The sequence below is a fragment of the Pseudomonas hygromyciniae genome (genome assembly GCF_016925675.1).
Lineage (GTDB): Bacteria > Pseudomonadota > Gammaproteobacteria > Pseudomonadales > Pseudomonadaceae > Aquipseudomonas > Aquipseudomonas hygromyciniae.
Window position 1 is genome coordinate 730137 of sequence record NZ_CP070506.1, and the last position, 20643, is coordinate 750779.

General features: G+C 61.5%; 19 protein-coding genes and 1 pseudogene. 8 read left to right on the forward strand and 12 right to left on the reverse strand.

Going from position 1 to position 20643, the window contains the following annotated elements:
* The first annotated feature begins 39 nt into the window (after positions 1 to 39).
* The gene (locus tag JTY93_RS03070; protein WP_205478492.1) at positions 40 to 1317 is read left to right on the forward strand and encodes an acetyl-CoA C-acetyltransferase; all 1278 of its coding nucleotides are present in this window, start codon (positions 40 to 42) and stop codon (positions 1315 to 1317) included.
* Positions 1318 to 1491: 174 nt separating this feature from the next.
* Complete coding sequence (locus JTY93_RS03075) at positions 1492 to 2388, forward strand: PA4780 family RIO1-like protein kinase (protein ID WP_029297573.1); 897 nt, start codon at positions 1492 to 1494, stop codon at positions 2386 to 2388.
* Positions 2389 to 2551: 163 nt separating this feature from the next.
* Here the strand turns inward: JTY93_RS03075 and cueR are convergent, their stop codons facing one another.
* The 3 genes from cueR to JTY93_RS03090 all read right to left on the reverse strand — a co-directional run bounded on the left by cueR (position 2552) and on the right by JTY93_RS03090 (position 5761).
* Positions 2552 to 2959, reverse strand: a complete 408-nt coding sequence (cueR, locus tag JTY93_RS03080) for a Cu(I)-responsive transcriptional regulator (protein ID WP_029297571.1) — start codon at positions 2957 to 2959, stop codon at positions 2552 to 2554.
* The gene (locus JTY93_RS03085; RefSeq protein WP_205478494.1) at positions 2956 to 5157 is read right to left on the reverse strand and encodes a heavy metal translocating P-type ATPase; all 2202 of its coding nucleotides are present in this window, start codon (positions 5155 to 5157) and stop codon (positions 2956 to 2958) included. The genes cueR and JTY93_RS03085 overlap by 4 nt, the downstream gene beginning before the upstream one ends.
* 223 nt (positions 5158 to 5380) lie before the next feature.
* Positions 5381 to 5761 carry a hypothetical protein gene (locus JTY93_RS03090; RefSeq protein ID WP_205478496.1) on the reverse strand — a complete coding sequence of 127 codons (381 nt, stop codon included), beginning with the start codon at positions 5759 to 5761 and terminating at the stop codon, positions 5381 to 5383.
* Between the two features lie 146 nt (positions 5762 to 5907).
* Here JTY93_RS03090 and JTY93_RS03095 point away from each other — a divergent pair, with 146 nt between their 5' ends.
* Positions 5908 to 6105: a heavy-metal-associated domain-containing protein gene (locus tag JTY93_RS03095; protein WP_029297565.1), complete on the forward strand. Its 198-nt coding sequence runs from the start codon at positions 5908 to 5910 to the stop codon at positions 6103 to 6105.
* 86 nt (positions 6106 to 6191) lie between these two features.
* The gene (locus JTY93_RS03100; protein WP_205478498.1) at positions 6192 to 7385 is read left to right on the forward strand and encodes a multidrug effflux MFS transporter; all 1194 of its coding nucleotides are present in this window, start codon (positions 6192 to 6194) and stop codon (positions 7383 to 7385) included.
* Between the two features lie 7 nt (positions 7386 to 7392).
* Here the strand turns inward: JTY93_RS03100 and JTY93_RS03105 are convergent, their stop codons facing one another.
* The gene (locus JTY93_RS03105) at positions 7393 to 7572 is read right to left on the reverse strand and encodes a hypothetical protein (protein ID WP_029297561.1); all 180 of its coding nucleotides are present in this window, start codon (positions 7570 to 7572) and stop codon (positions 7393 to 7395) included.
* A gap of 149 nt (positions 7573 to 7721) precedes the next feature.
* Positions 7722 to 8735, reverse strand: a complete 1014-nt coding sequence (locus tag JTY93_RS03110; protein ID WP_169999261.1) for a zinc-binding alcohol dehydrogenase family protein — start codon at positions 8733 to 8735, stop codon at positions 7722 to 7724.
* Positions 8736 to 8857: 122 nt separating this feature from the next.
* On the opposite strand from JTY93_RS03110, the gene vimR reads away from it, so the two are divergent.
* Together vimR and JTY93_RS03120 are read left to right on the forward strand one after the other, a co-directional pair.
* The gene (gene vimR / locus JTY93_RS03115) at positions 8858 to 9787 is read left to right on the forward strand and encodes a transcription regulator VimR (RefSeq protein WP_205478500.1); all 930 of its coding nucleotides are present in this window, start codon (positions 8858 to 8860) and stop codon (positions 9785 to 9787) included.
* A 134-nt stretch (positions 9788 to 9921) separates the two neighbouring features.
* Positions 9922 to 10621: pseudogene (locus JTY93_RS03120) on the forward strand (ArsR/SmtB family transcription factor).
* Between the two features lie 103 nt (positions 10622 to 10724).
* On the opposite strand, the gene JTY93_RS03125 reads toward JTY93_RS03120, so the two are convergent.
* Positions 10725 to 11678 carry an adenosine deaminase gene (locus tag JTY93_RS03125; protein WP_205478503.1) on the reverse strand — a complete coding sequence of 318 codons (954 nt, stop codon included), beginning with the start codon at positions 11676 to 11678 and terminating at the stop codon, positions 10725 to 10727.
* 194 nt (positions 11679 to 11872) lie between these two features.
* Here JTY93_RS03125 and JTY93_RS03130 point away from each other — a divergent pair, with 194 nt between their 5' ends.
* Positions 11873 to 12961, forward strand: coding sequence for a calcium:cation antiporter (locus JTY93_RS03130; protein WP_205478505.1), 1089 nt, complete (start codon positions 11873 to 11875; stop codon positions 12959 to 12961).
* Here the strand turns inward: JTY93_RS03130 and JTY93_RS03135 are convergent, their stop codons facing one another.
* The 6 genes from JTY93_RS03135 to JTY93_RS03160 all read right to left on the reverse strand — a co-directional run bounded on the left by JTY93_RS03135 (position 12962) and on the right by JTY93_RS03160 (position 19124).
* On the reverse strand, positions 12962 to 14317 hold the full coding sequence (locus JTY93_RS03135; protein WP_205478507.1) for an 8-oxoguanine deaminase: 1356 nt from the start codon (positions 14315 to 14317) through the stop codon (positions 12962 to 12964). It abuts the gene before it with no gap.
* A 330-nt stretch (positions 14318 to 14647) separates the two neighbouring features.
* The gene (locus JTY93_RS03140; protein WP_205478509.1) at positions 14648 to 15334 is read right to left on the reverse strand and encodes an SDR family oxidoreductase; all 687 of its coding nucleotides are present in this window, start codon (positions 15332 to 15334) and stop codon (positions 14648 to 14650) included.
* Between the two features lie 46 nt (positions 15335 to 15380).
* Positions 15381 to 15962 carry an IMPACT family protein gene (locus tag JTY93_RS03145; protein ID WP_169999254.1) on the reverse strand — a complete coding sequence of 194 codons (582 nt, stop codon included), beginning with the start codon at positions 15960 to 15962 and terminating at the stop codon, positions 15381 to 15383.
* 13 nt (positions 15963 to 15975) lie between these two features.
* Positions 15976 to 16635: a TetR/AcrR family transcriptional regulator gene (locus JTY93_RS03150; protein ID WP_169999253.1), complete on the reverse strand. Its 660-nt coding sequence runs from the start codon at positions 16633 to 16635 to the stop codon at positions 15976 to 15978.
* An 87-nt stretch (positions 16636 to 16722) separates the two neighbouring features.
* Positions 16723 to 18117 (reverse strand): uracil-xanthine permease family protein, encoded by a 1395-nt coding sequence (locus JTY93_RS03155; protein ID WP_205478511.1) that lies wholly within the window; start codon positions 18115 to 18117, stop codon positions 16723 to 16725.
* 86 nt (positions 18118 to 18203) lie between these two features.
* Positions 18204 to 19124: a LysR family transcriptional regulator gene (locus JTY93_RS03160; protein ID WP_029297541.1), complete on the reverse strand. Its 921-nt coding sequence runs from the start codon at positions 19122 to 19124 to the stop codon at positions 18204 to 18206.
* Between the two features lie 125 nt (positions 19125 to 19249).
* Between JTY93_RS03160 and aptA the strand changes: the two genes are divergently transcribed.
* Positions 19250 to 20599 (forward strand): omega-aminotransferase AptA, encoded by a 1350-nt coding sequence (aptA, locus tag JTY93_RS03165; protein WP_029297539.1) that lies wholly within the window; start codon positions 19250 to 19252, stop codon positions 20597 to 20599.
* The last annotated feature ends 44 nt before the right edge of the window (positions 20600 to 20643 follow it).

The window sequence follows — 20643 nt, forward strand, 5'->3', positions numbered from 1 at the left end:
AGGCTCAGGAATGCACCTACAACCTTCAGGGAGCTTTACATGACTCAGCTGCGCCGTGTCGCGATCATTGGCGGTAATCGTATCCCCTTCGCCCGTTCCAATGGCCCCTACGCCACGGCGAGTAACCAGGCGATGCTGACCGCTGCGCTGGAAGGCTTGATCGAGCGCTACAACCTGCACGGCCTGCGCATGGGCGAAGTGGCCGCAGGCGCGGTGCTCAAGCACTCGCGGGACTTCAACCTGACCCGCGAATGCGTGCTGGGCTCGCGCCTGTCGCCGCAAACCCCGGCCTACGACATTCAACAGGCCTGCGGCACCGGGCTGGAAGCGGCGCTGCTGGTGGCCAACAAGATTGCCCTGGGGCAGATCGAATGTGGGATCGCAGGCGGTGTCGACACCACCTCCGACGCGCCCATCGGAGTTAACGAGGGGCTGCGCAAAATCCTGCTGCAAGCCAATCGCAGCAAATCCATGGCGGATAAATTAAAAGTCCTGTTACAACTTCGTCCCCAGCACCTCAAGCCGGAGTTGCCGCGCAATGGCGAGCCGCGCACCGGCCTATCCATGGGCCAGCATTGCGAGTTGATGGCGCAGGCCTGGCAGATCCCCCGCGCCGAGCAGGATCAACTGGCCCTGGAAAGCCATCAGAAGATGGCCGCGTCTTACGCCGAGGGCTGGCATAACGATTTGCTCACGCCGTTCCTGGGCCTGACCCGTGACAACAACCTGCGCCCGGACCTGACCCTGGAGAAACTCGCCAGCCTCAAACCGGCTTTTGAGCGCAGTGCAAAGGGTACCCTCACTGCTGGCAACTCAACGCCACTGACCGACGGCGCTTCCCTTGTGTTGTTGGGCAGCGAGGCTTGGGCCAAGGAACGTGGCCTGCCGATCCTCGCCTACCTGCGTGATGGCGAAGCGGCGGCGGTGGATTTCGTCAACGGTGGCGAAGGGCTGTTGATGGCGCCGGTGTATGCCGTCCCACGCTTGCTGGCGAGAAATGGCCTGACCTTGCAGGATTTTGACTACTACGAAATTCACGAAGCCTTCGCCGCCCAAGTGCTGTGCACACTAAAGGCCTGGGAAGATGCCGATTACTGCAAGACCCGCCTGGGGCTGGACGCGCCGTTGGGCTCTATCGACCGCAGCCGCCTGAACGTCAAGGGCAGTTCCCTGGCCGCCGGGCACCCATTTGCCGCCACCGGTGGGCGTATTGTCGCCAACCTGGCCAAGCTGCTGGATGCGGCGGGCAAGGGGCGCGGGCTGATCTCGATCTGCGCGGCGGGTGGGCAAGGGGTGACGGCGATCATTGAGCGCTGATCTCGGCTATTATCCGAACGCCTCGGGCAATAGCGGCTTTGTCGGATTAATCTGGCATATTGGATGCATTCTTTAGCAGATCAAAGCTCGTTACCCTCTCCCCGCTGTGCGAGGATTGCCGTATAACGAGTGCCATACGCGTGTTTGGTAATAAAGGACCCACAATAAAAGCTGATGAAGACTCCTAAACGCATTGAACCCCTGATCGAGGACGGTCTGGTCGACGAAGTGCTGCGCCCACTCATGAGTGGTAAAGAAGCAGCTGTTTATGTGGTGCGCTGCGGCAACGAGTTACGTTGCGCCAAGGTCTACAAGGAGGCGAATAAACGAAGTTTTCGTCAGGCGGCCGAATACCAGGAAGGCCGCAAGGTCCGCAACAGCCGGCAGGCCCGGGCCATGGCCAAGGGTTCCAAGTTCGGCAAGAAAGAAACCGAAGACGCGTGGCAGAACGCCGAGGTTGCGGCTCTGTTTCGTTTGGCCGGCGCCGGCGTGCGCGTGCCCCAGCCCTACGACTTCCTGGAAGGCGTGTTGCTGATGGAACTGGTTGCCGATGAATACGGTGATGCGGCGCCAAGGCTCAATGATGTGGTGCTGGAACCGGATCAGGCCCGCGAGTATCACGCGTTCCTGATCTCGCAGATCGTGCTGATGCTGTGTACCGGCCTGGTGCACGGTGACCTGTCCGAGTTCAACGTACTGTTGACGCCGACGGGGCCGGTGATCATCGACTTGCCGCAAGCGGTGGACGCGGCGGGTAACAACCATGCATTCACCATGCTGGAGCGGGACGTGGGCAACATGGCTTCGTATTTCGGGCGATTTGCCCCGGAATTGAAGACCACCAAGTACGCCAAGGAAATGTGGGCGCTGTACGAAGCCGGCACCTTGCACCCGGCCAGCGTGCTGACCGGCGAGTTCGACGAGCCGGAAGAGCTGGCGGATGTGGGCGGCGTGATGCGTGAGATCGAAGCGGCGCGGCTCGACGAAGAGCGGCGCCAGGCGATCCGGGCAGCGGACGATGCGCCACCGGGCAAACCGGCAGAAGAACCGCCGCCGCCTTGGATGCAGTGATCGCCCGGCATACTGGGGGTTAAAAATGTGGGAGCGGGCTTGTGTGGGAGCTGGCTTGCCTGCGATAGCATCACCTCGGTGCAACTGATGTACCGAGGTGCCTGCATCGCAGGCAAGCCAGCTCCTACATAAGCCCTGCTCCCACATTAGGTTTTGCGTTCGGTCAGTTAGATCCGCAACAGCTGCCTGACGCCAACTCCTTGAGAATCGGACAATCGGGCCGGTGATCGCCCTGGCAGTGCTCCACCAGGTCCTGCAAGGTGTCGCGCAACTGCCCCAACTCGCGGATCTTGTGATCCAGCTCCTCGATATGCTGGCGAGCCAAGGCTTTCACGTCGGCACTGGCCCGTTGCCGGTCCTGCCACAGCTCCAGCAACTTGCCGACTTCTTCCAGGGAAAACCCCAGGTCTCGCGAGCGCTTGATAAACCCCAGGGTGTGCAGGTCGTCGTCGTTATACAGGCGATAGCCGCTGTCGCTGCGATGGGCCGGCTTGAGCAGGTTGATGGACTCGTAATAGCGAATCATCTTGGCGCTCAAGCCGCTTTGTCGGGCTGCCTGGCCGATGTTCATTGGCGGTGATCCTCCAGATCCTTGGGTTTCCAGGTTTTCAACAGTAGCGCATTGCTGACCACGCTCACGCTGGACAGGGCCATGGCGGCGCCGGCCAATACCGGGTTGAGCAGGCCGAATACGGCCAGCGGAATGCCGATCAAGTTATACACAAAGGCCCAGAACAGATTCTGTCGAATTTTTGCGTAGGTCTTGCGGCTGATTTCCAGGGCTGCGGGCACCAGGCGCGGGTCGCCGCGCATCAAGGTGATACCGGCCGCGTGCATGGCGACATCGGTGCCGCCGCCCATGGCGATGCCGATATCCGCAGCGGCCAGGGCCGGCGCATCGTTGATGCCGTCGCCGACCATGGCGACCACGCCGGTCTTTTTCAGCTCGGCAACGGTCGCGGCTTTATCGGCGGGCAACACTTCGGCGTGCACATCATCGATGCCCAGCGCTTGTGCCACTACGCGGGCACTGCCGCGGTTGTCGCCGGTCAGCAAGTGGCTGCTGATATGGCGCGCCTTGAGCTGTTGCACAGCTTGCAGTGCACCCTCCTTTAGCGTGTCGCCAAAGGCAAACAGGCCCAGCACGCGAGGCTGTGGGCTTTGCTCGATCAGCCAGGACAAGGTGCGGCCTTCGGCTTCCCAGGCGCTGGCGTTGGCGGCCAGGTCACCCGGCTTCAAGCCGGTTTCATCGAGCATGCGCCGATTGCCCAGGGCCAGTTGCCGACCGTCCAGGGTGCCGGCAATGCCGCGCCCGGTCAGGGATTGGCTGGCGCTGACATCGGCAACTGGCAGACCTTGATCATGACAGGCGTCCAGCACCGCTTTGGCCAAGGGGTGTTCGCTACCGCGTTGCAGGGCGCCGGCCTGTTGCAGCAACAAGGCTTCGTTGCCATCCACGGCGCTCAGATGGGCGATTTTCGGCGCGCCGGAGGTGAGGGTGCCGGTCTTGTCGAATACCACCGCGCTGACTTCGTGGGCGCGTTCCAGGGCTTCGGCGTCCTTGATCAGAATCCCGTGGCGGGCCGCCACGCCCGTGCCGGCCATGATCGCCGTCGGCGTGGCCAGGCCCAGTGCGCAAGGGCAGGCAATGACCAGCACTGCCACCGCGTTGATCAATGCCGTTTCCAGCGGTGCACCGTACAACCACCAGCCAATCAGGGTGGCGAGGGCGATCACCAGCACGGTCGGCACAAACACTTGGCTGACTTTATCCACCAGTTTCTGGATCGGCGCCTTGGCCGCCTGGGCGTCTTCGACCAGGCGAATGATCCGCGCCAGCACGCTTTCGGCACCGAGGGCCAGGGTGCGTACCAGCAAACGGCCTTCACCGTTGATCGCGCCGCCGGTGACTTTATCCCCAGGCTGTTTCGGCACCGGCAGGCTTTCACCGGTGATCAAGGCTTCATCGGCGTGGCTTTGGCCTTCGACCACTTCGCCGTCCACCGGAAAGCGCTCGCCGGGCTTGACCAGTACCCGGTCGTTGAGGCGCAGGGCGCTGATGGCAACCTCTTGCTCACGGCCATCGATCACCTGAATCGCCCGTTCCGGCCGCAAGGCCTCCAGGGCACGGATGGCGCTGGCGGTCTGGCGTTTGGCGCGGCTTTCCAGGTATTTGCCGAGCAGCACCAGGGCAATCACCACCGCCGAGGCCTCGAAATACAGGTGGGGTTCAACCCCGGCCGGGGCGATAAACCACTGGTAGAGACTCAGGCCATAGCCTGCGCTGGTGCCGATGGCCACCAGTAGGTCCATATTGCCCGCGCCGGCGCGCACGGCTTTCCAGGCGGCGACATAGAAACGCGCACCAAAGATGAACTGCACCGGCGTGGCGAGGAGGAACTGCACCCAGGCCGGCAGCATCCAGTGCAGGCCGAAGGGCTGCACCAGCATTGGCAAGACCAGCGGCAACGCCAACGCAATGGCCATCACCAGCGACCAGCGTTCGCGCTTCAGACGCTGTTCCTGGCTGGCTTGGGTGGCGGTTTCGCTTTGCGGCAGAGTGGCGGTGTAGCCGGCTTTTTCCACGGCGGCGATCAGCACGGCAGGGTCCATCTGGCCCGCCACCTCGACATGGGCCCGTTCATTGGCCAGGTTGACGCTGACGCTTTGCACGCCGGGCACCTTGTTCAAGGCGCGCTCGACCCGCCCGACGCAACTGGCGCAGGTCATGCCGCTGATCGGCAGGTCGAAGGTGGTAGATCCATTCATGGGGCGTTCCTCCAGGAAAAGTTGCCTGTAGGATCAAGCTTGACCTGATGGGAAGGTCAAGCCCCTTAATTCACGGCAAGCCCTGATGCCGTCTTCCTGTAGGAGCGAGCTTGCTCGCGAAGAACTGGAGAGCGCCGCGTTCATCCAGGAAGCACGCATTATCGTTGACGTTCTTCGCGAGCAAGCTCGCTCCTACAAAAAATGGCATTCAGACAAGTTCGGGTCAGTAGCCGAGCTTGGCGGCCTTGAGGTACATGCCGTCCGCGCCCTGGGCAATGCGCAACTTGCGCACGTCGCCGTTTTTCAGCGTGATCTCTTGGGCCTTGGGCGCCAATAGCCCCGGCAGGCAGCCTGGAGCCTGGCCCGGCAGCAGTTTGAGACGCAGCGAGACCCGGCCTGCGGGAAAGTTGAACGAGGTGGACTGCTCCTGGAACAGCCGCCCGGCCAACTGGTCATTGATGTACAGGCCAATCTCGCAATTGGTAGGTACTTCCAGGCGCTCCCTGGAAATGATCAGAACCGCATAGTCCTCGGCCGCGCTGGCCTGGGGGACGGCGGCGAACAGGCTCAGCAGGCTGACAAGGCCAAAAAACGACCAGCGCATGGTGAAGTCTCCGGTTTCAAATCATGAATGCCTGCAGCTTGGCGGACGTCGCCAGGGAATACCAGCCCGGCGCTTGTTTTCAGCGCTTGACCTTGCCATCGTGGCAAGGATGAGACTGGGTGCAACCTCACTCAAGGAGTCATGTCATGCAAATATTCAGCGTTGAAGGAATGACCTGCGGCCACTGCGTTCGGGCCGTGACCCAAGCGGTACAGGCCAAGGACCCGGCGGCCAGTGTGAATGTGAATCTGGCCGCCAAGGAAGTCGGCGTTGAAAGTCGTTTATCGCCGGACGAAGTGATCAGCCTGATCAGCGAAGAAGGCTACAGCGCCAAGCTCGCCTGATTATTTAATAGGTAGCGAGCTAACGTAATGTTCAAGGCACCCAAGCGCGGCTAGACTGTCGGGCTGCCGACTCTACCGGGTGCCTGATGAACCTTCGCATAATCCTTATTCTGGGGGCCTTGAGCGCATTTGCGCCGCTGGCCATCGACTTTTACCTGCCGGGCTTCCCGGCCATGGCCGTGGCATTCGGCACTGACGAAAAACATATCCAACTGACCCTGGCGGTGTACTTCACCGGCCTGGCGATCGGTCAGTTGATCTATGGGCCGCTGGCGGATCGTTTTGGCCGGCGCATCCCGCTGTTGAGTGGTGTCACCCTGTTCACCGTGGCCTCCCTGGCGTGCGCCTATGCGCCGTCCCTGGAATGGCTGATCGGTGCGCGCTTCGTCCAGGCCCTGGGCGGGTGTGCGGGCATGGTGATTTCCCGGGCGGTGGTCAGCGACAAATGCGATGCGGTGGGTTCGGCCAAGGTCTTTTCGCAGTTGATGCTGGTGGTCGGACTGGCACCGATCCTGGCGCCGATGCTCGGAGGGGTGATGGTTAGCCTGTGGGGCTGGCAGTCGATTTTCCTCGCGTTGACCGTATTCAGCGTCGGCGCCGGAGTGGCGGTGGCGGTCGGATTGCCGGAGAGTTTCCCGGCCCATCAGCCTCGGCAGCCATTGTCCGGGGCGTTGCGCCAATACGGGCGGCTGCTGGGTGATCGGGTATACCTGGGGTATGCCGTGACTGGCGGTATCGCAATTGGCGGGATGTTTGCCTACATCGCCGGTTCACCTTTCGTGTTTATCAAGCTCTACGGCGTGCCGGCCGAGCACTACGGTTGGCTGTTCGGCACCAATGCCGCGGGCTTTATCCTTGTGGCCCAGGTCAACGCGCGGCTGCTGTCCAAGCGCGGCCCGGCGTTTCTGCTGACCCGCACGGTATGGGTCTACCTCGCGGCGGCGCTGGCGTTGCTGGCGGTCAGTGCCTTGCATACCGAAGCGTTGTGGCCGCTGCTGGTGCCGCTGTTCCTGTGTATCGCCAGCCTGGGCTGCATCATGCCCAATACCTCGGCGTGCGCCATGAACGGCCAGGGCGCACGGGCCGGTAGCGCGTCGGCACTGCTGGGCTGCATCCAATTTGGTGTGGCTGCGGGTGCGGCATCGTTGGTCGGCGCATTGCATGACGGCACGGCCATGCCGATGTCGATCGTCATCAGCTTGTGCGGGGTGTTGGCGGTAGTGGTGGCCATGTTGACCCAGCGCCTGCAACGACAGCGAGCCTTGCAAGCGCAGGTCTGACGGCGTTTCAGCCAGTAGCGCGCTGCTGGCTTTCGGGAAAGCGGTGGGGCGCCTGGATGCGGTTTTGCAGAGTGTTGGCGAAGGCGCGGGCCTCGGCTTCAGTGCGGAAGGTAAAGGCGTCGTGGTCCAGGCGGACCTGCCATTTATTGCCTTGGGATTTTGCTAACGCTTTTATCAGGATCTTCATTGCTGACTTCCTCACGTAAAAGATTGCGTGGCAAAGGCGGCCAATATAAACCCGAATACGCTCACAAATATGACAAGGATCAAGTCTCTGACTAGCGGTGCCGTCTGTTACCTACAGCGATAACAGACGACACTGACAGAACCTTGGGCTTAGAAGCCTTCCAGCACGATCTTGCCCTTGGCCTTGCCGCTTTCCAGCAAGGCATGGGCCCGGCGCAGGTTCTCTGCGTTGATCACGCCGAAGTGTTCGCCCACTGTGGTTTTCAGAGTGCCGGCGTCGATCAGCTCGGCCACACGATTGAGCAGGTTGTGCTGCTCGATCATGTCGGCGGTCTCGAACATCGAGCGGGTGTACATGAACTCCCAGTGCAGCGACAGGCTCTTGCGCTTGAGCTTGAGCACGTCCAGCGACTTGGGATCATCGATCAAGGCCAGTTTGCCTTGGGGCACGAGGGCTTCGACCAACTGGTCCAGATGCTGGTCGGTCTGGGTCAGGCTGGCGACATGGGTCACCTGTGGGTGGCCTACGCGCTTGAGCTCTTCGCTCAGTGGCTGGCTGTGGTCGACCACCAGATCAGCCCCCAGGTCCTTGGCCCAGGCCTGGGTTTGCGGGCGCGAGGCGCTGCCGATCACCTTGAGCGCGGTGAGTTGCGCAGCCAGTTGGGTAAGGATCGACCCTACGCCACCGGCAGCGCCGACGATCAACAGGCTCTGGCCTTGATCGGTCTGGCCTTCAGCTATTTGCAGGCGCTCGAACAGCAGCTCCCAGGCGGTAATGGCGGTCAACGGCAGGGCGGCCGCTTCGGCAAAACCCAGGCTCTTGGGCATATGGCCGACGATGCGCTCGTCCACGGTGTGCAACTCGCTATTGCCGCCCGGGCGTGTCAGGGAACCGGCGTAAAACACCTTGTCGCCAGCCTTGAATAGCGTGACGTCGCTGCCCACGGCCTTGACCACGCCAGCTACGTCCCAGCCCAACACCTTGGCCGCGCCGTTTTCCGGAGCGACGTTCTGGCGGATCTTGGTATCGACCGGGTTGACCGAGATGGCTTTGACTTCCACCAGCAGGTCGCGCGGGCCGGCCACCGGCTCAGGCAGTTGCACATCTTGCAGGGACTTTGGATCGTTGATCGGCAATGCGGCGTAGTAGGCGATGGCTTTCATGGCGAGTTCCAGAGGGTACGGAATGAGATAGGTAGATCATTGGCTATTTCTCTTGCAGATAAAACCCGCTAAAAGAGCAGTCTCTTTCAATGTATTTTTGATAATTGCTCGGGGCGGTGCTCATGCTGCGTTTTGATGATTTGCAGTTGTTCGTGCGTGCGGCGGATTTGGGGAGCTTGTCGGCTGCCGCACGGGTCATGGATATGTCGGCGGCGGTGGCCAGTGCTGCGTTGAAACGCATCGAGCAACAGTTGGGTGCGCGCTTGCTGGCTCGTTCCACTCGCAGCCTGCGCCTGACCGCCGAGGGCGAAGGCTTTTTGCAGTACGCCCGTGGTGCCTTGAGCCAACTGGATGAAGGCCGGCGCCTGCTGGCTAGCGGTCAGGATCATGTCAGCGGCGTCCTGCAGTTGTCGGCGCCTTCGGACTTCGGACGTAACCTGTTGCTGCCGTGGCTGGACGAGTTTCAGCGCGAGCACCCGCAATTGAGCGTGCGCCTGCTGCTGGGCGACCGGATCGCCGATCTGTTCCGCCAACCGGTGGATATAGCCCTGCGCTACGGTGAACCCGAGGATTCGAGCCTGGTGGCCTTGCCAGTGGCGCCGGACAATCGCCGGGTGTTGTGCGCAGCCCCCAGCTACCTGGCCCGGCATGGCGAGCCGCGCCATCTGGAGGAGTTGGCCCAGCACAATTGCCTGCTGTATATGCTCGGCAGCCGGGTGCACGACCATTGGCGCTTTCAAGATGCCAAACGGGAAATCAGCCTGACCGTCAGCGGTGACCGTTTCAGTGACGATGCGGATGTGGTACGGCGTTGGGCCGTGGCCGGGGTGGGCATTGCCTACAAATCCTGGCTGGATGTCAGCGCCGATGTGCTGGCTGGCCGCCTGCAGTTGCTCTTGCCCGAGCTGCAGGGTGAGCGCACACCGCTCAATCTGCTATGCGCCCATCGCGCGCAATTGAGCAAACCGGTCAACCTCTTGCGTGAAATGCTCGTGGCACGTTGTGGGAAGTTGAGCGCGCAATTGCCCGAACGCGGGGGGACTACACAATAACCTCACGGATTTCAGGAAATTTCAGGCAGTTGCTGTCGCTGATTTGGCGGTAAGGCGCCACGGAATCTGCTGCCCACACACTTATACTTTTGCGCGAAATGGAGCAAACCAACGATTCAACAGGGAGTGAGTACATGGAACAGGCACCATGCATCAGCCAGATCGCCACCTTGCTGGCAGACCCCAAACGCACGGCAATGATCTGGGCGTTGATGGACGGCTCGGCCAAGCCGTCCGAGGAACTGGCGAGTTTGGCCGGGTTATCAGCGTCATCGGCCAATGCGCATTTGGCGCGGTTGGCGGCGGGTGGATTGCTGCGCATCGAAGCCCGTGGGCGCAAGCGCTTCTTCCGTATGGCAGCGGCGGATGTGGGCGCGGCAGTCGATGCGTTGGCCAGTACCACAATGGCCAGTATGGCGCGCAGTGCCCCCAGCCGGCCGGGCGCGGCATTGCTGGCGCCGGCGTTGTTGCGTCAGGCGCGGCTCTGCCATGACCATCTGGGCGGGCAAATGGCGGCGGCACTCTATCAACGCATGGTGTTGGCGAAGTGGATTGAACGCGTCGAACAGCGGATCCACGTGACACCCTTGGGCGCACGCCATTTGGCCGAGCATGGCATCTTTACCCAAGCCCTGGCCCATCAGGGTTACTCGACGATGGCTTGCGATTGTTATGACTGGAGCGAGCAGCAGCCGCACCTGGGTGGGGCGTTGGGGGGCGGGCTTGTTGCAGTTGTTCAGGCAGTCGCGCTGGTTGAAGACCAACCATGAGTCGAGCGCACTGCAGGTCACCGAGACCGGGCGCCTGGAAATTGCCCGGATGGCAACTGTGTAGGAGCGGGCTTGCCCGCGAACAACTCGAAGGCGCCACGTTCATCTAGGATGCACGCTTTATCGTTGGCGTCCTTCGCGAGCAAGCTCGCTCCTACAGGGAGGGGTCAGGGCTTGACCAGGCGTGCATCCAGACTGTTTTGCGCCAGGCGGCGAGCCTGGTCCTGGGTCATGCCCAGGGAGGTGTGCAGCGCGTGGAAGTTTTCGGTGACATAACCGCCAAAGTAAGCCGGGTCATCCGAGTTCACTGTGACCTTCACTCCGCGCTCCAGCATCTCGAGGATGTTGTGCTGGGCCATGTCGTCGAACACACACAGCTTGGTATTGGACAGCGGGCACACGGTCAGGGGGATCTGCTCGTCGATGATCCGCTGCATCAGGCGCTCGTCTTCAATGGCGCGCACGCCATGGTCGATACGCTGGATTTTCAGCAGGTCGAGGGCTTCCCAGATGTATTCCGGCGGGCCTTCTTCGCCAGCATGGGCGACGGTCAGGAAACCTTCGTCACGGGCGCGATCGAACACGCGCTGGAACTTGCTCGGTGGGTGGCCCATTTCCGAGCTGTCCAGGCCCACGGCGACAAACGCATCACGGAACGGCAGTGCCTGGTCGAGGGTTTTTTGCGCTTGTTCTTCGCTCAAGTGGCGCAGGAAGCTGAGGATCAGGCCGCTGGTGATACCCAGTTGCTGCTCGCCATCTTTGAGCGCGCTGGCGATGCCATTGAGCACTACTTCAAAAGGAATGCCACGGTCGGTGTGGGTCTGCGGGTCGAAGAACGGCTCGGTATGAATCACGTTCTGCGCCTTGCAACGCAGCAGGTAGGCCCAGGTCAAGTCGTAGAAGTCCTGGGACGTGCGCAATACATCGGCGCCCTTGTAATAGAGGTCGAGAAACTCCTGCAGGTTGTTGAAGGCGTAGGCCTTGCGCAGGGTCTCGACGTCGTTCCACGGCAGCGCGATCTTGTTGCGTTCGGCCAGGCTGAACAGCAGCTCGGGCTCCAGCGAACCCTCCAGGTGCAGGTGCAGTTCAGCCTTGGGCAGGGCGTTTAGCCAGTCGTACATGTGTGCGTTCTCATCAGGTGCAATGGCGACATTCTACAGGCCAGGGCGCAAATAATCGGTAAAACCTGACCGAGCGGTAAGCATTCTTCGTGCCTGTGCCAGTGTGTGAATGAACTAAGGTGTAACGAAACGTTAGCGATTCGCTGCAGTCTGTACCCCATCAACGACTGAATCGCCGCTCGAAAAGGCCTGCAATGCTCACATCCCTCAAGCAAGAAAAATTCATGTGGCTGGCGCTGATCGCCGCCATCGCAGCCTACCCGCTGGAACACTGGCTGCTGCACAGTGGGCAGGCCACGGCGCTGCTCGGTGGCCTGGTGCTGATCGGCTTTATTGTCATGGCCTCGATGCGCGTGGCCCATCACGCCGAACTGCTCGCCGAAAAAGTTGGCGACCCCTACGGCACCATGATCCTGACCCTCGCGGCGGTGCTAGTGGAAGTGGTGATCCTGGCGATCATGATGAGCAACGAGGCATCGCCGACCCTGGTGCGCGACACGATTTACTCAGCGGTGATGCTGGATATCAACGGCATCCTCGGCCTGGCCGCGCTGATGGGCGGCATCAAACATGGCGAGCAATCCTACAACGATGATTCGGCGCGGACCTACAGCGTGATGATCCTCACGGCCATGGGTGTTTCCATGGTGGTACCGGAATTTATCCCCGAGGCCGACTGGAAAATCTACTCGGCCTTCACCATCGGCGCGATGGTGGTGCTGTATGCCCTGTTCCTGCGTATGCAGGTCGGGCCGCACAGTTACTTCTTCAGCTACAGCTATCCGGAAAAACGTCGCAAGACGCTGCCGCAAGAACAGGCTTCGCCGGTCAGCCTGACATTTTCCATCGCAACCCTGGTGTTTGGCGTGGTGGTGATTGGCGCATTGGCCGAAGTGATGTCCAAGACCCTGGACCTCGGCCTGGAGGGCACGGGCGCGCCGCCGGTGATCACGGCGATCCTGGTGGCGGCGATTTCTGCTGCGCCGGAAATTCTGACCGCCTTGCGCGCAGCGTTGGCCAACCGCATGCAGTCGGTGGTCAACATCGCGCTGGGGGCTTCGTTGTCGACGGTGATTCTGACTGTGCCGGTGATGGAAGCCATGGCGCTGTACACCGGCCAGCCGTTTCAGATGGCGATGACACCGGTGCAGACAGTGATGGTGTTTATCACGCTGATTGTCAGCGCGATCAACCTCAACGATGGCGAAACCAACGCCATCGAAGGGATGACCCATTTTGTGCTGTTTGCGACCTTTATCATGTTGTCGCTGCTGGGTGTGTAGCTAGCCGGCAATCAACTGCCGTGCCGCCTGGCTGTGATCGGCGATCAGGGCCTTGAGGTCCATGCCTTCGATCTGCCCGTCGATCACCCGCCACTTGCCGCCCACCATCACCCGGTCCGCGCGGTCGGCGCCGCACAACAGCAGCGCCGAAATCGGGTCGTGGCTGCCGGAGAAGCGCAGCTCATCGAGCTTGAACAGCGCCAGGTCGGCCTGTTTACCTACGGCCAACTCGCCGATATCGCTACGGCCGAGCAGTTGCGCAGAGCCTTTGGTGGCCCAGCCCAGCACGCCTTCAGGGGTGATTTTTTCTGCACCGTAGCGCAGGCGCTGGATATACAGGGCCTGGCGGGCTTCGAGAATCATGTTGGACGCATCGTTGGAGGCCGAACCGTCCACGCCCAGGCCAATCGGCGCGCCGGCGGCTATCAGGTCCAGGGTCGGGCAGATGCCGGAGGCCAGGCGCATGTTGGAGCTTGGGCAGTGGCAAATCCCGGTGCCGGCCGCGCCCAGGCGCGCAATTTCATCGGGGTTGAAGTGAATGCCATGGGCCAGCCAGGTACGTGGGCCGAGCCAGCCGACGCTGTCGAGGTAGTCCACGGTGCGCAGCCCGAAACGTTGCAGGCAGAAGTCTTCTTCGTCGAGGGTTTCGGCCAGGTGGGTGTGCAGGCGCACGTCGAGCTGGTTGGCCAGTTCGGCGCTGGCGCTCATGATTTCGGGGGTGACCGAGAACGGCGAGCAGGGCGCCAGGGCGATCTGGATTTGTGCGCCGTCGCCGCGCTCGTGGTAGCGCTTGATCAGGCGCTGGCTATCTTCGAGGATTACTTCACCCTGCTGCACGGTCTGCTGCGGCGGCAGCCCGCCGTCGGCTTCGCCCAGGCTCATGGAACCGCGCGTGAGCATGGCGCGCATGCCCAGTTCGCGCACGCTATCGACTTGCACGTCGACCGCATTTTCCAGGCCGTCGGGGAACAGGTAGTGATGGTCGGCGGCGGTGGTGCAGCCCGAGAGCAGTAATTCTGCCAGGGCGACCTTGCTGGCCAGCGCGAGTTTTTCCGGGGTCAGGCGCGCCCACACCGGGTACAGGGTTTTCAGCCAGGGGAACAACGGTTGGTTGACCACAGGCGCCCAGGCGCGGGTCAGGGTTTGGTAGAAGTGATGGTGGGTGTTGATCAGGCCGGGAAGGATCACATGCTCGCGGGCGTCGAAGGTTTGTTCGCAGGTCATGCTCGGTTGTTGGCCGAGGGCGAGCACTTCGACGATCACACCGTCTTGCAGCACCAGGCCGCCACGGGCATCGAGGGCGTTGGCCGTGAAGATCGCGAGAGGGTTTTTTAACCAGATACGGGTCGCAGGCATTGGCCGGCTCCTCTGAATGATGGGTTCAGGTTTGCCAGCTCAGTGTTGCCCTGTCTGCTGATCCAGGGTCGCCGGTAAGGGCGAGGTGGGAAGTCTACGTGGAGTGAGCGGTGGGGTCTATCCACCGCTCATCGGTGGTGAGTGAGTGTGTTGTGGCAAGTTGGCTTGTTGTGGCGAGCGGGCTTGCCCCGCGCTGGGCTGCGCAGCAGCCCTGAAACCTGGCGCCGAGGTGTGTCTGAAAAAATACGGTGAGCTTATTGGGGCTGCTACGCAGCCCAGCGCGGGGCAAGCCCGCTCGCCACAACAAGCCCGCGCGCCATCGATACAGCCTTACCAGGGAATGGTCTGGCCCTTGTAGTTGACGAAGTGATGGCCGCCCTTGCCGGTGTAGGCGTTCACTTGGGCAATCAGGCCGCGCACGCTGGTCTCCACGTCCAGGTCGGCGCCTTCGCCGCCCATATCGGTCTTGACCCAGCCCGGGTGCAGCGACAACACCGTCAGTTTCTGCTCGCCCAGTTGCGTCACGAAGCTGTTGGTCATGGAGTTCAGTGCGGCCTTGCTGGCCTTGTACAGCGCAAGGTCTGGCGCATCGGGCATGGTCACGCTGCCCAGTACCGAACTCATGAATGCCAGTACGCCGCTGCCCTGGCGAATCTGCGGGGCAAAGCGTTGGGCCAGGTTGATGGGCGCCACGGCGTTGGTGAAAAACAGTTGGCCGACTTCGGCCTGGGTAGCGTGGCCAGGGGTCTGGTTGGCCGGGCCCTTGACGCCGGCGTTAACGAACAGCAGGTCGAAGGTGCGGTCCTTGAGGCGTTGGCTCAGGGCGATCACGGCCTGCTGGTCGTCCATGTCGAGTTTCTCGATCTGGACCGGACCCACGGCTTTCAGGGCATCGGCCTTGCTCGGATCGCGCACGGTGGCGGTCACATCCCAGCCGTCCAGGAGCAATTGTTTGACCAGGCCAAGGCCCAGCCCGCGCGAGGCGCCGATGATCAATGCAGTTTTTGGCGTAGACATGAAGGCTTCCTTTGGCGTCGAGGTTCAGTGAGCAACATTATCAGGTTCAACGTTGCAGCAGGATTCGCCCACGGCTCAGGTCGGCCAACTGCGATTGCAGGGTGTCGATATGGGCTTCGCCGAGTGCCAGTTGCAGCTCCACGCCGTTGGCGGTGAAGGTTTCTTCCAGTACCAGGCCGTCCAATTCGGCGACACGCAGCTTTACCAGCGGCAACTCAGCGAAACCACAGGCACAGCTCAAGGCCACGCGGCTGATCAGTTCTACCCGCTCGGCGTTTTGCAGGCATTTATTCGCGCCGCCGCCATACGCGCGGGCCAGGCCTCCGGTGCCCAGTTGGATGCCGCCATACCAGCGCACCACCAGCACCACGACCTGGTCAAAACCCTGGGCCTCAATGGCGGCCAGGATCGGCCGCCCGGCAGTGCCGCCGGGTTCGCCGTCGTCGTTGCTGCGGTATTGGGCGCCCAGTTTCCAGGCCCAGCAATTGTGCGTGGCGTTGAGGTCGCTGTGCTGCTCGATAAACGCCTGGGCGTCTTGCGGGCTGGTAATTGGCGCGGCGTAGGTGATGAAGCGGCTTTTGCGGATTTCTTCGCGAAATTCGCAAAAGCCCGTAAGGGTGAAAGGCATTGGATCGCTTCGTTCAGAGGGCTGGCTTGATGCCACAGCCCTTGAGAATAATGTGGATAAGGTTGCTGCCGGCGTCGTCCATGTCCTGTTTGGTCAGCTTGGTGCGACCGGTCACACGGCAGATCTGGGTGGCAAAGTCGGCGTAATGCTGGGTACTGCCCCACAGCAGGAAGATCAAGTGTACCGGATCCACGGGGTCCATCTTGCCGGCATCGATCCAGGCCTGGAATACCGCGGCCCGGCCGCTGAACCAGGTGCGGTAGTCCTGGCTGAAATATTCGGTAAGGCATTCGCCGCCGCTAATGATCTCCATGGCAAAGATCCGCGAGGCCTGTGGTTGGCGTCGCGAGTATTCCATCTTGGTGCGGATATAGCGGGTCAACGCCTCAGCGGGATCATCCTCGGCGGTCAGGGTGTTGAAGGTGCTGTCCCACAGTTCGAGGATATTGCTCAGTACCGCGATGTACAGCCCCAGCTTATTGGTGAAGTAATAATGCAGGTTGGCCTTCGGCAGCCCGGCACTCGCAGCGATCGTGTTCATGCTGGTGCCTTTGTAGCCATGCCGGGCGAACTCGTCTTCGGCGGCCTGGATGATCGCTTGTTCGTTCTTTTGTCGAATGCGGCTGGCGGGTTTTCCGGCGTGGCTGTTGTGGGCAGGAACTTCGAGGCTCATGGAGGTTTCCGTGCAGATCGATGAATGCGATTGCTGCACAGATAACCCACCCTCAAGCCTCAGACAAGCCCCGATACGATAAAAGCGTCAAAGCGGTTCCAGCGTGTCGTTTTCCACGAGTGGATTTGCGGCGCGCGTTTCGGCCTTGGATTCCGGCAGGATCAGGCACAGCACAATTGCCGTCAGCCCGCCGCTGGTGATGGCCGAGTCGAACAGGTTTTGCACCAGGGTTGGCATCAGGTGCAACAAATTCGGTTGCGCGGCGATGCCCAGGCCGACCCCAAACGAGGTGGCGATGATCAGCATGCTGCGTCGGTCCAGCGGGGCCTGGGCCAGGATGCGCACGCCGGCGGCGGCCACACTGCCGAACATCACCAGGGTCGCGCCGCCGAGCACCGGCTTGGGGATTTGCTGCAATACCGCGCCAATCAGCGGAAACAGTCCGAGACAAAACAGCACCACGCCGATGTATAGCCCCACATAGCGGCTGGCGACGCCGGTCAACTGAATCACCCCGTTGTTCTGGGCGAAGGTGGTGTTGGGAAAGGCGCTGAAGGTGGCGGCGATCATGCAACTGACGCCATCCCCGAGCACGCCGCCCTTAAGCCGGCTTATATAGGAGGGGCCGCTGATGGGCTGGCGGGCGATCATGCAGTTGGCGGTGAGGTCGCCGACGGTTTCGATGCTGCTGATCAGGTAAATCAGCGCGACCGGCAGGAAGGCGCTCCAGTCGAAGTTGAAACCAAAACGGAACGGCGTCGGCAGGCTGATCAAGGGCAGGTCGGGCAGGGGCTGGGGTACCAGTTTGCCGCTGAACCATGCAGCGAGGCTGCCCAGCAGCAGGCCGATGATGATCGCGCTAAGGCGTACCCAGGGCGTATCCGAACGGTTGAGCAGGATAATCGTCAGCACTACAAACAGGCCCAGGGCCAGGTTGGTCGGCGCGCCAAAGTCCGGGGCATTGAAACCGCCGCCCAGGTCGGTGATGCCCACTTTGATCAGGCTGATGCCAATCAGGGTAATCACAATGCCGGTCACCAGCGGCGTGATGACCCGGCGCAACTGGCCGATAAAACGGCTCAGCACAATCTGCACCAGCGCGCCGAAAAAGCACACGCCGAAAATCATCGCCAGGATGTCTTCCGGGCTGCCGCCGCGCTGCTTGACCAGGAAACCCGCGGACAAGACTGCGCCGAGAAAGGCAAAGCTGGTGCCTTGCAGGCAGATCATCCCCGCGCCAATTCCAAACGGCCTGCGCGCCTGAATGAAGGTGCCGACACCGGAGACCATCAACGCCATGCTGATCAGGTAAGGCAGGTGTGCGGCCAGGCCCAGGGTCGAACCGATGATCAAGGGCGGGGTGATAATGCCGACGAAGCTGGCAAGCACATGTTGCAGCGCCGCGAGCAAGGCGGGCAGTGGTTTGGGGCGGTCGTTGAGACCGTAGATCAGGTCGCTGGCGCTGGAGGATTCTGGTGGCATGGCATGTGGACTCAGGGCTGACGGTTCATGGTCCCTGTGCCTTGCAAAAAGCTGTCCACTTGCTCAGGTTTTGTGTGGGGCCCGTATCAGCGGGTCGCAGCCAGGCTTTCGAGGAAGCTTTCCAGCACCAAATGAGGGCGACGGCCTTTGCGCGTGACCGAAGCCAGGCTTAAATCATAAAAGCGTGTAGGCGGTTTCAGTGCGCGCAGTCGGCCTTGTTGTACCCACAGACTGGCGTAGTGATCGGGCAGGTAGCCGATATAGCGCCCGGTAAGGATCAGGAAGGCCATGCCTTCGCGGTCGGATGCGCTGGCGGTACAGTTGAGCGCCTGATAATGGGCCTGGATATCGGCGGGCAGGCGGAAGGTCGGCGCGATGGCGTCCTGGCTGTTGATGCGTTGGTCGTCCAACTGCTTGTCGTCGGCGTAAAACAGCGGATGGCCCACCGCGCAGTAGAGCAGCGAACGCTCGCTGTACAGGGGTTGGTACTCCAGGCCCGACAGGGCGCTGGCCTGGGGGACCACGCCAACGTGCAGGCGCCCGTCGAGCACGCCTTGCTCAACTTCGTTGGGGGCGATCATGCGGATCTGGATTTGCACGTCGGGGCCGCGTTCTTTCAACTGCGCCAATGCATGGGTGATGCGCATATGGGGCAGGGTCACCAGGTTATCGGTCAGGCCGATGATCAGTTCGCCGCGCAGGTGTTGGTGCAGGCCGTTGACCTCGGTTCGGAAACTTTCCAGCGCACTTAACAGTTGCAGGGCCGATTGGTAGACCTCCCGGCCTTCTTCCGTCAGGGAGAAACCGGCGCGCCCGCGTTGGCATAGGCGCAGGCCCAGGCGCTGTTCGAGATCGCTCATTTGCTGGCTGATGGCAGAACGACCAATGCCCAGCACGGTTTCCGCCGCCGAGAAGCCTCCGCACTCCACCACGCTGCGGAAGATGCGCAACAGGCGGATATCGAAGTCGCTCACTTGGGCCAGCGGGTCGGGTCGGCGGCTGCTCATAGTTTAGTAAAAGCCTGACTGAAGGTTAGAAGAGTTGCATTTCCCAGACTTTATCCCCGTGGCAATTTAGCTGCAACAACGCTTTTCAATCCCGACGCTGCCTTTTGCCCTGCGAGGTTTTGCTGATGAACATGCCCGAAAACGCCCCATCCACCCTGGCCAGCCAGCTGAAGCTGGATGCCCACTGGATGCCTTACACCGCCAACCGCAACTTTCAGCGCGACCCGCGTCTCATCGTGGGGGCCGAAGGCAGTTGGTTGATCGATGACAAGGGGCGTCGAGTCTATGACTCGCTATCGGGGCTGTGGACCTGCGGCGCAGGGCACACGCGTAAGGAAATCCAGGAAGCAGTCGCCAAACAACTCGGCACCCTGGATTACTCGCCGGGCTTCCAATACGGCCATCCGCTGTCCTTCCAGTTGGCAGAAAAGATCACCGACCTGACGCCCGGCAATCTGAACCATGTGTTCTTTACCGACTCCGGTTCCGAGTGCGCCGATACGGCGGTGAAGATGGTGCGTGCGTACTGGCGCCTAAAGGGCCAGGCGACCAAGACCAAGATGATCGGGCGTGCCCGGGGTTATCACGGGGTGAACATCGCCGGTACCAGCCTGGGTGGCGTCAACGGCAACCGTAAGATTTTTGGCCAGGCGATGATGGATGTCGATCACCTGCCTCACACGCTGCTGGCGAGCAATGCCTTCTCCCGCGGTATGCCGGAGTTGGGTGGCATTGCCCTGGCTGACGAGTTGCTCAAGCTGATCGAGTTGCATGATGCGTCGAACATCGCTGCGGTGTTCGTTGAGCCGATGGCAGGCTCGGCCGGGGTGCTCGTACCGCCGCAGGGTTACCTCAAGCGGCTGCGCGAGATTTGTGACCAGCACAATATCCTGCTGGTGTTCGATGAAGTGATTACCGGCTTTGGTCGTACCGGCTCGATGTTCGGTGCGGATAGCTTCGGTGTGACGCCGGACCTGATGTGCATCGCCAAGCAGGTCACCAACGGTGCGATTCCGATGGGCGCAGTGATTGCCAGCAGCGAGATCTATCAGACCTTCATGAACCAGGCGACGCCTGAGTACGCGGTGGAATTCCCACACGGCTACACCTACTCGGCTCACCCGGTAGCCTGCGCAGCCGGGCTGGCAGCATTGGATCTGCTGCAGAAGGAAAACCTGGTGCAGAGCGTGGCCGAAGTCGCGCCGCACTTTGAGAATGCGCTGCATGGCCTCAAGGGCAGCAAGAACGTGATCGACATCCGTAACTACGGCCTGGCCGGTGCGATCCAGATCGCCCCGCGTGATGGGGATGCCATCGTGCGTCCATTCGAAGCGGGCATGGCGTTGTGGAAGGCCGGGTTCTACGTGCGCTTTGGCGGCGATACCTTGCAGTTCGGCCCAACCTTCAACAGCAAGCCGCAGGACCTGGATCGCTTGTTCGATGCGGTCGGCGAAGTGCTGAACAAGATCGACTGATTTCTCCTTCTATATAGAACAACAGCCTGGCGCGACGCGTGTCG

Coding starts and splice junctions, on each gene's coding strand:
- JTY93_RS03105 (WP_029297561.1), bottom strand. CDS start 7,572: ATGAAGATCCTGATAAAAGCGTTAGCAAAATCCCAAGGCAATAAATGG.
- JTY93_RS03125 (WP_205478503.1), bottom strand. CDS start 11,678: ATGTACGACTGGCTAAACGCCCTGCCCAAGGCTGAACTGCACCTGCAC.
- cueR (WP_029297571.1), bottom strand. CDS start 2,959: ATGAACATCGGCCAGGCAGCCCGACAAAGCGGCTTGAGCGCCAAGATG.
- aptA (WP_029297539.1), top strand. CDS start 19,250: ATGAACATGCCCGAAAACGCCCCATCCACCCTGGCCAGCCAGCTGAAG.
- JTY93_RS03090 (WP_205478496.1), bottom strand. CDS start 5,761: ATGCGCTGGTCGTTTTTTGGCCTTGTCAGCCTGCTGAGCCTGTTCGCC.
- JTY93_RS03160 (WP_029297541.1), bottom strand. CDS start 19,124: ATGAGCAGCCGCCGACCCGACCCGCTGGCCCAAGTGAGCGACTTCGAT.
- JTY93_RS03130 (WP_205478505.1), top strand. CDS start 11,873: ATGCTCACATCCCTCAAGCAAGAAAAATTCATGTGGCTGGCGCTGATC.
- JTY93_RS03135 (WP_205478507.1), bottom strand. CDS start 14,317: ATGCCTGCGACCCGTATCTGGTTAAAAAACCCTCTCGCGATCTTCACG.
- vimR (WP_205478500.1), top strand. CDS start 8,858: ATGCTGCGTTTTGATGATTTGCAGTTGTTCGTGCGTGCGGCGGATTTG.
- JTY93_RS03145 (WP_169999254.1), bottom strand. CDS start 15,962: ATGCCTTTCACCCTTACGGGCTTTTGCGAATTTCGCGAAGAAATCCGC.
- JTY93_RS03155 (WP_205478511.1), bottom strand. CDS start 18,117: ATGCCACCAGAATCCTCCAGCGCCAGCGACCTGATCTACGGTCTCAAC.
- JTY93_RS03140 (WP_205478509.1), bottom strand. CDS start 15,334: ATGTCTACGCCAAAAACTGCATTGATCATCGGCGCCTCGCGCGGGCTG.
- JTY93_RS03070 (WP_205478492.1), top strand. CDS start 40: ATGACTCAGCTGCGCCGTGTCGCGATCATTGGCGGTAATCGTATCCCC.
- JTY93_RS03110 (WP_169999261.1), bottom strand. CDS start 8,735: ATGAAAGCCATCGCCTACTACGCCGCATTGCCGATCAACGATCCAAAG.
- JTY93_RS03075 (WP_029297573.1), top strand. CDS start 1,492: ATGAAGACTCCTAAACGCATTGAACCCCTGATCGAGGACGGTCTGGTC.
- JTY93_RS03150 (WP_169999253.1), bottom strand. CDS start 16,635: ATGAGCCTCGAAGTTCCTGCCCACAACAGCCACGCCGGAAAACCCGCC.
- JTY93_RS03095 (WP_029297565.1), top strand. CDS start 5,908: ATGCAAATATTCAGCGTTGAAGGAATGACCTGCGGCCACTGCGTTCGG.
- JTY93_RS03085 (WP_205478494.1), bottom strand. CDS start 5,157: ATGAATGGATCTACCACCTTCGACCTGCCGATCAGCGGCATGACCTGC.
- JTY93_RS03100 (WP_205478498.1), top strand. CDS start 6,192: ATGAACCTTCGCATAATCCTTATTCTGGGGGCCTTGAGCGCATTTGCG.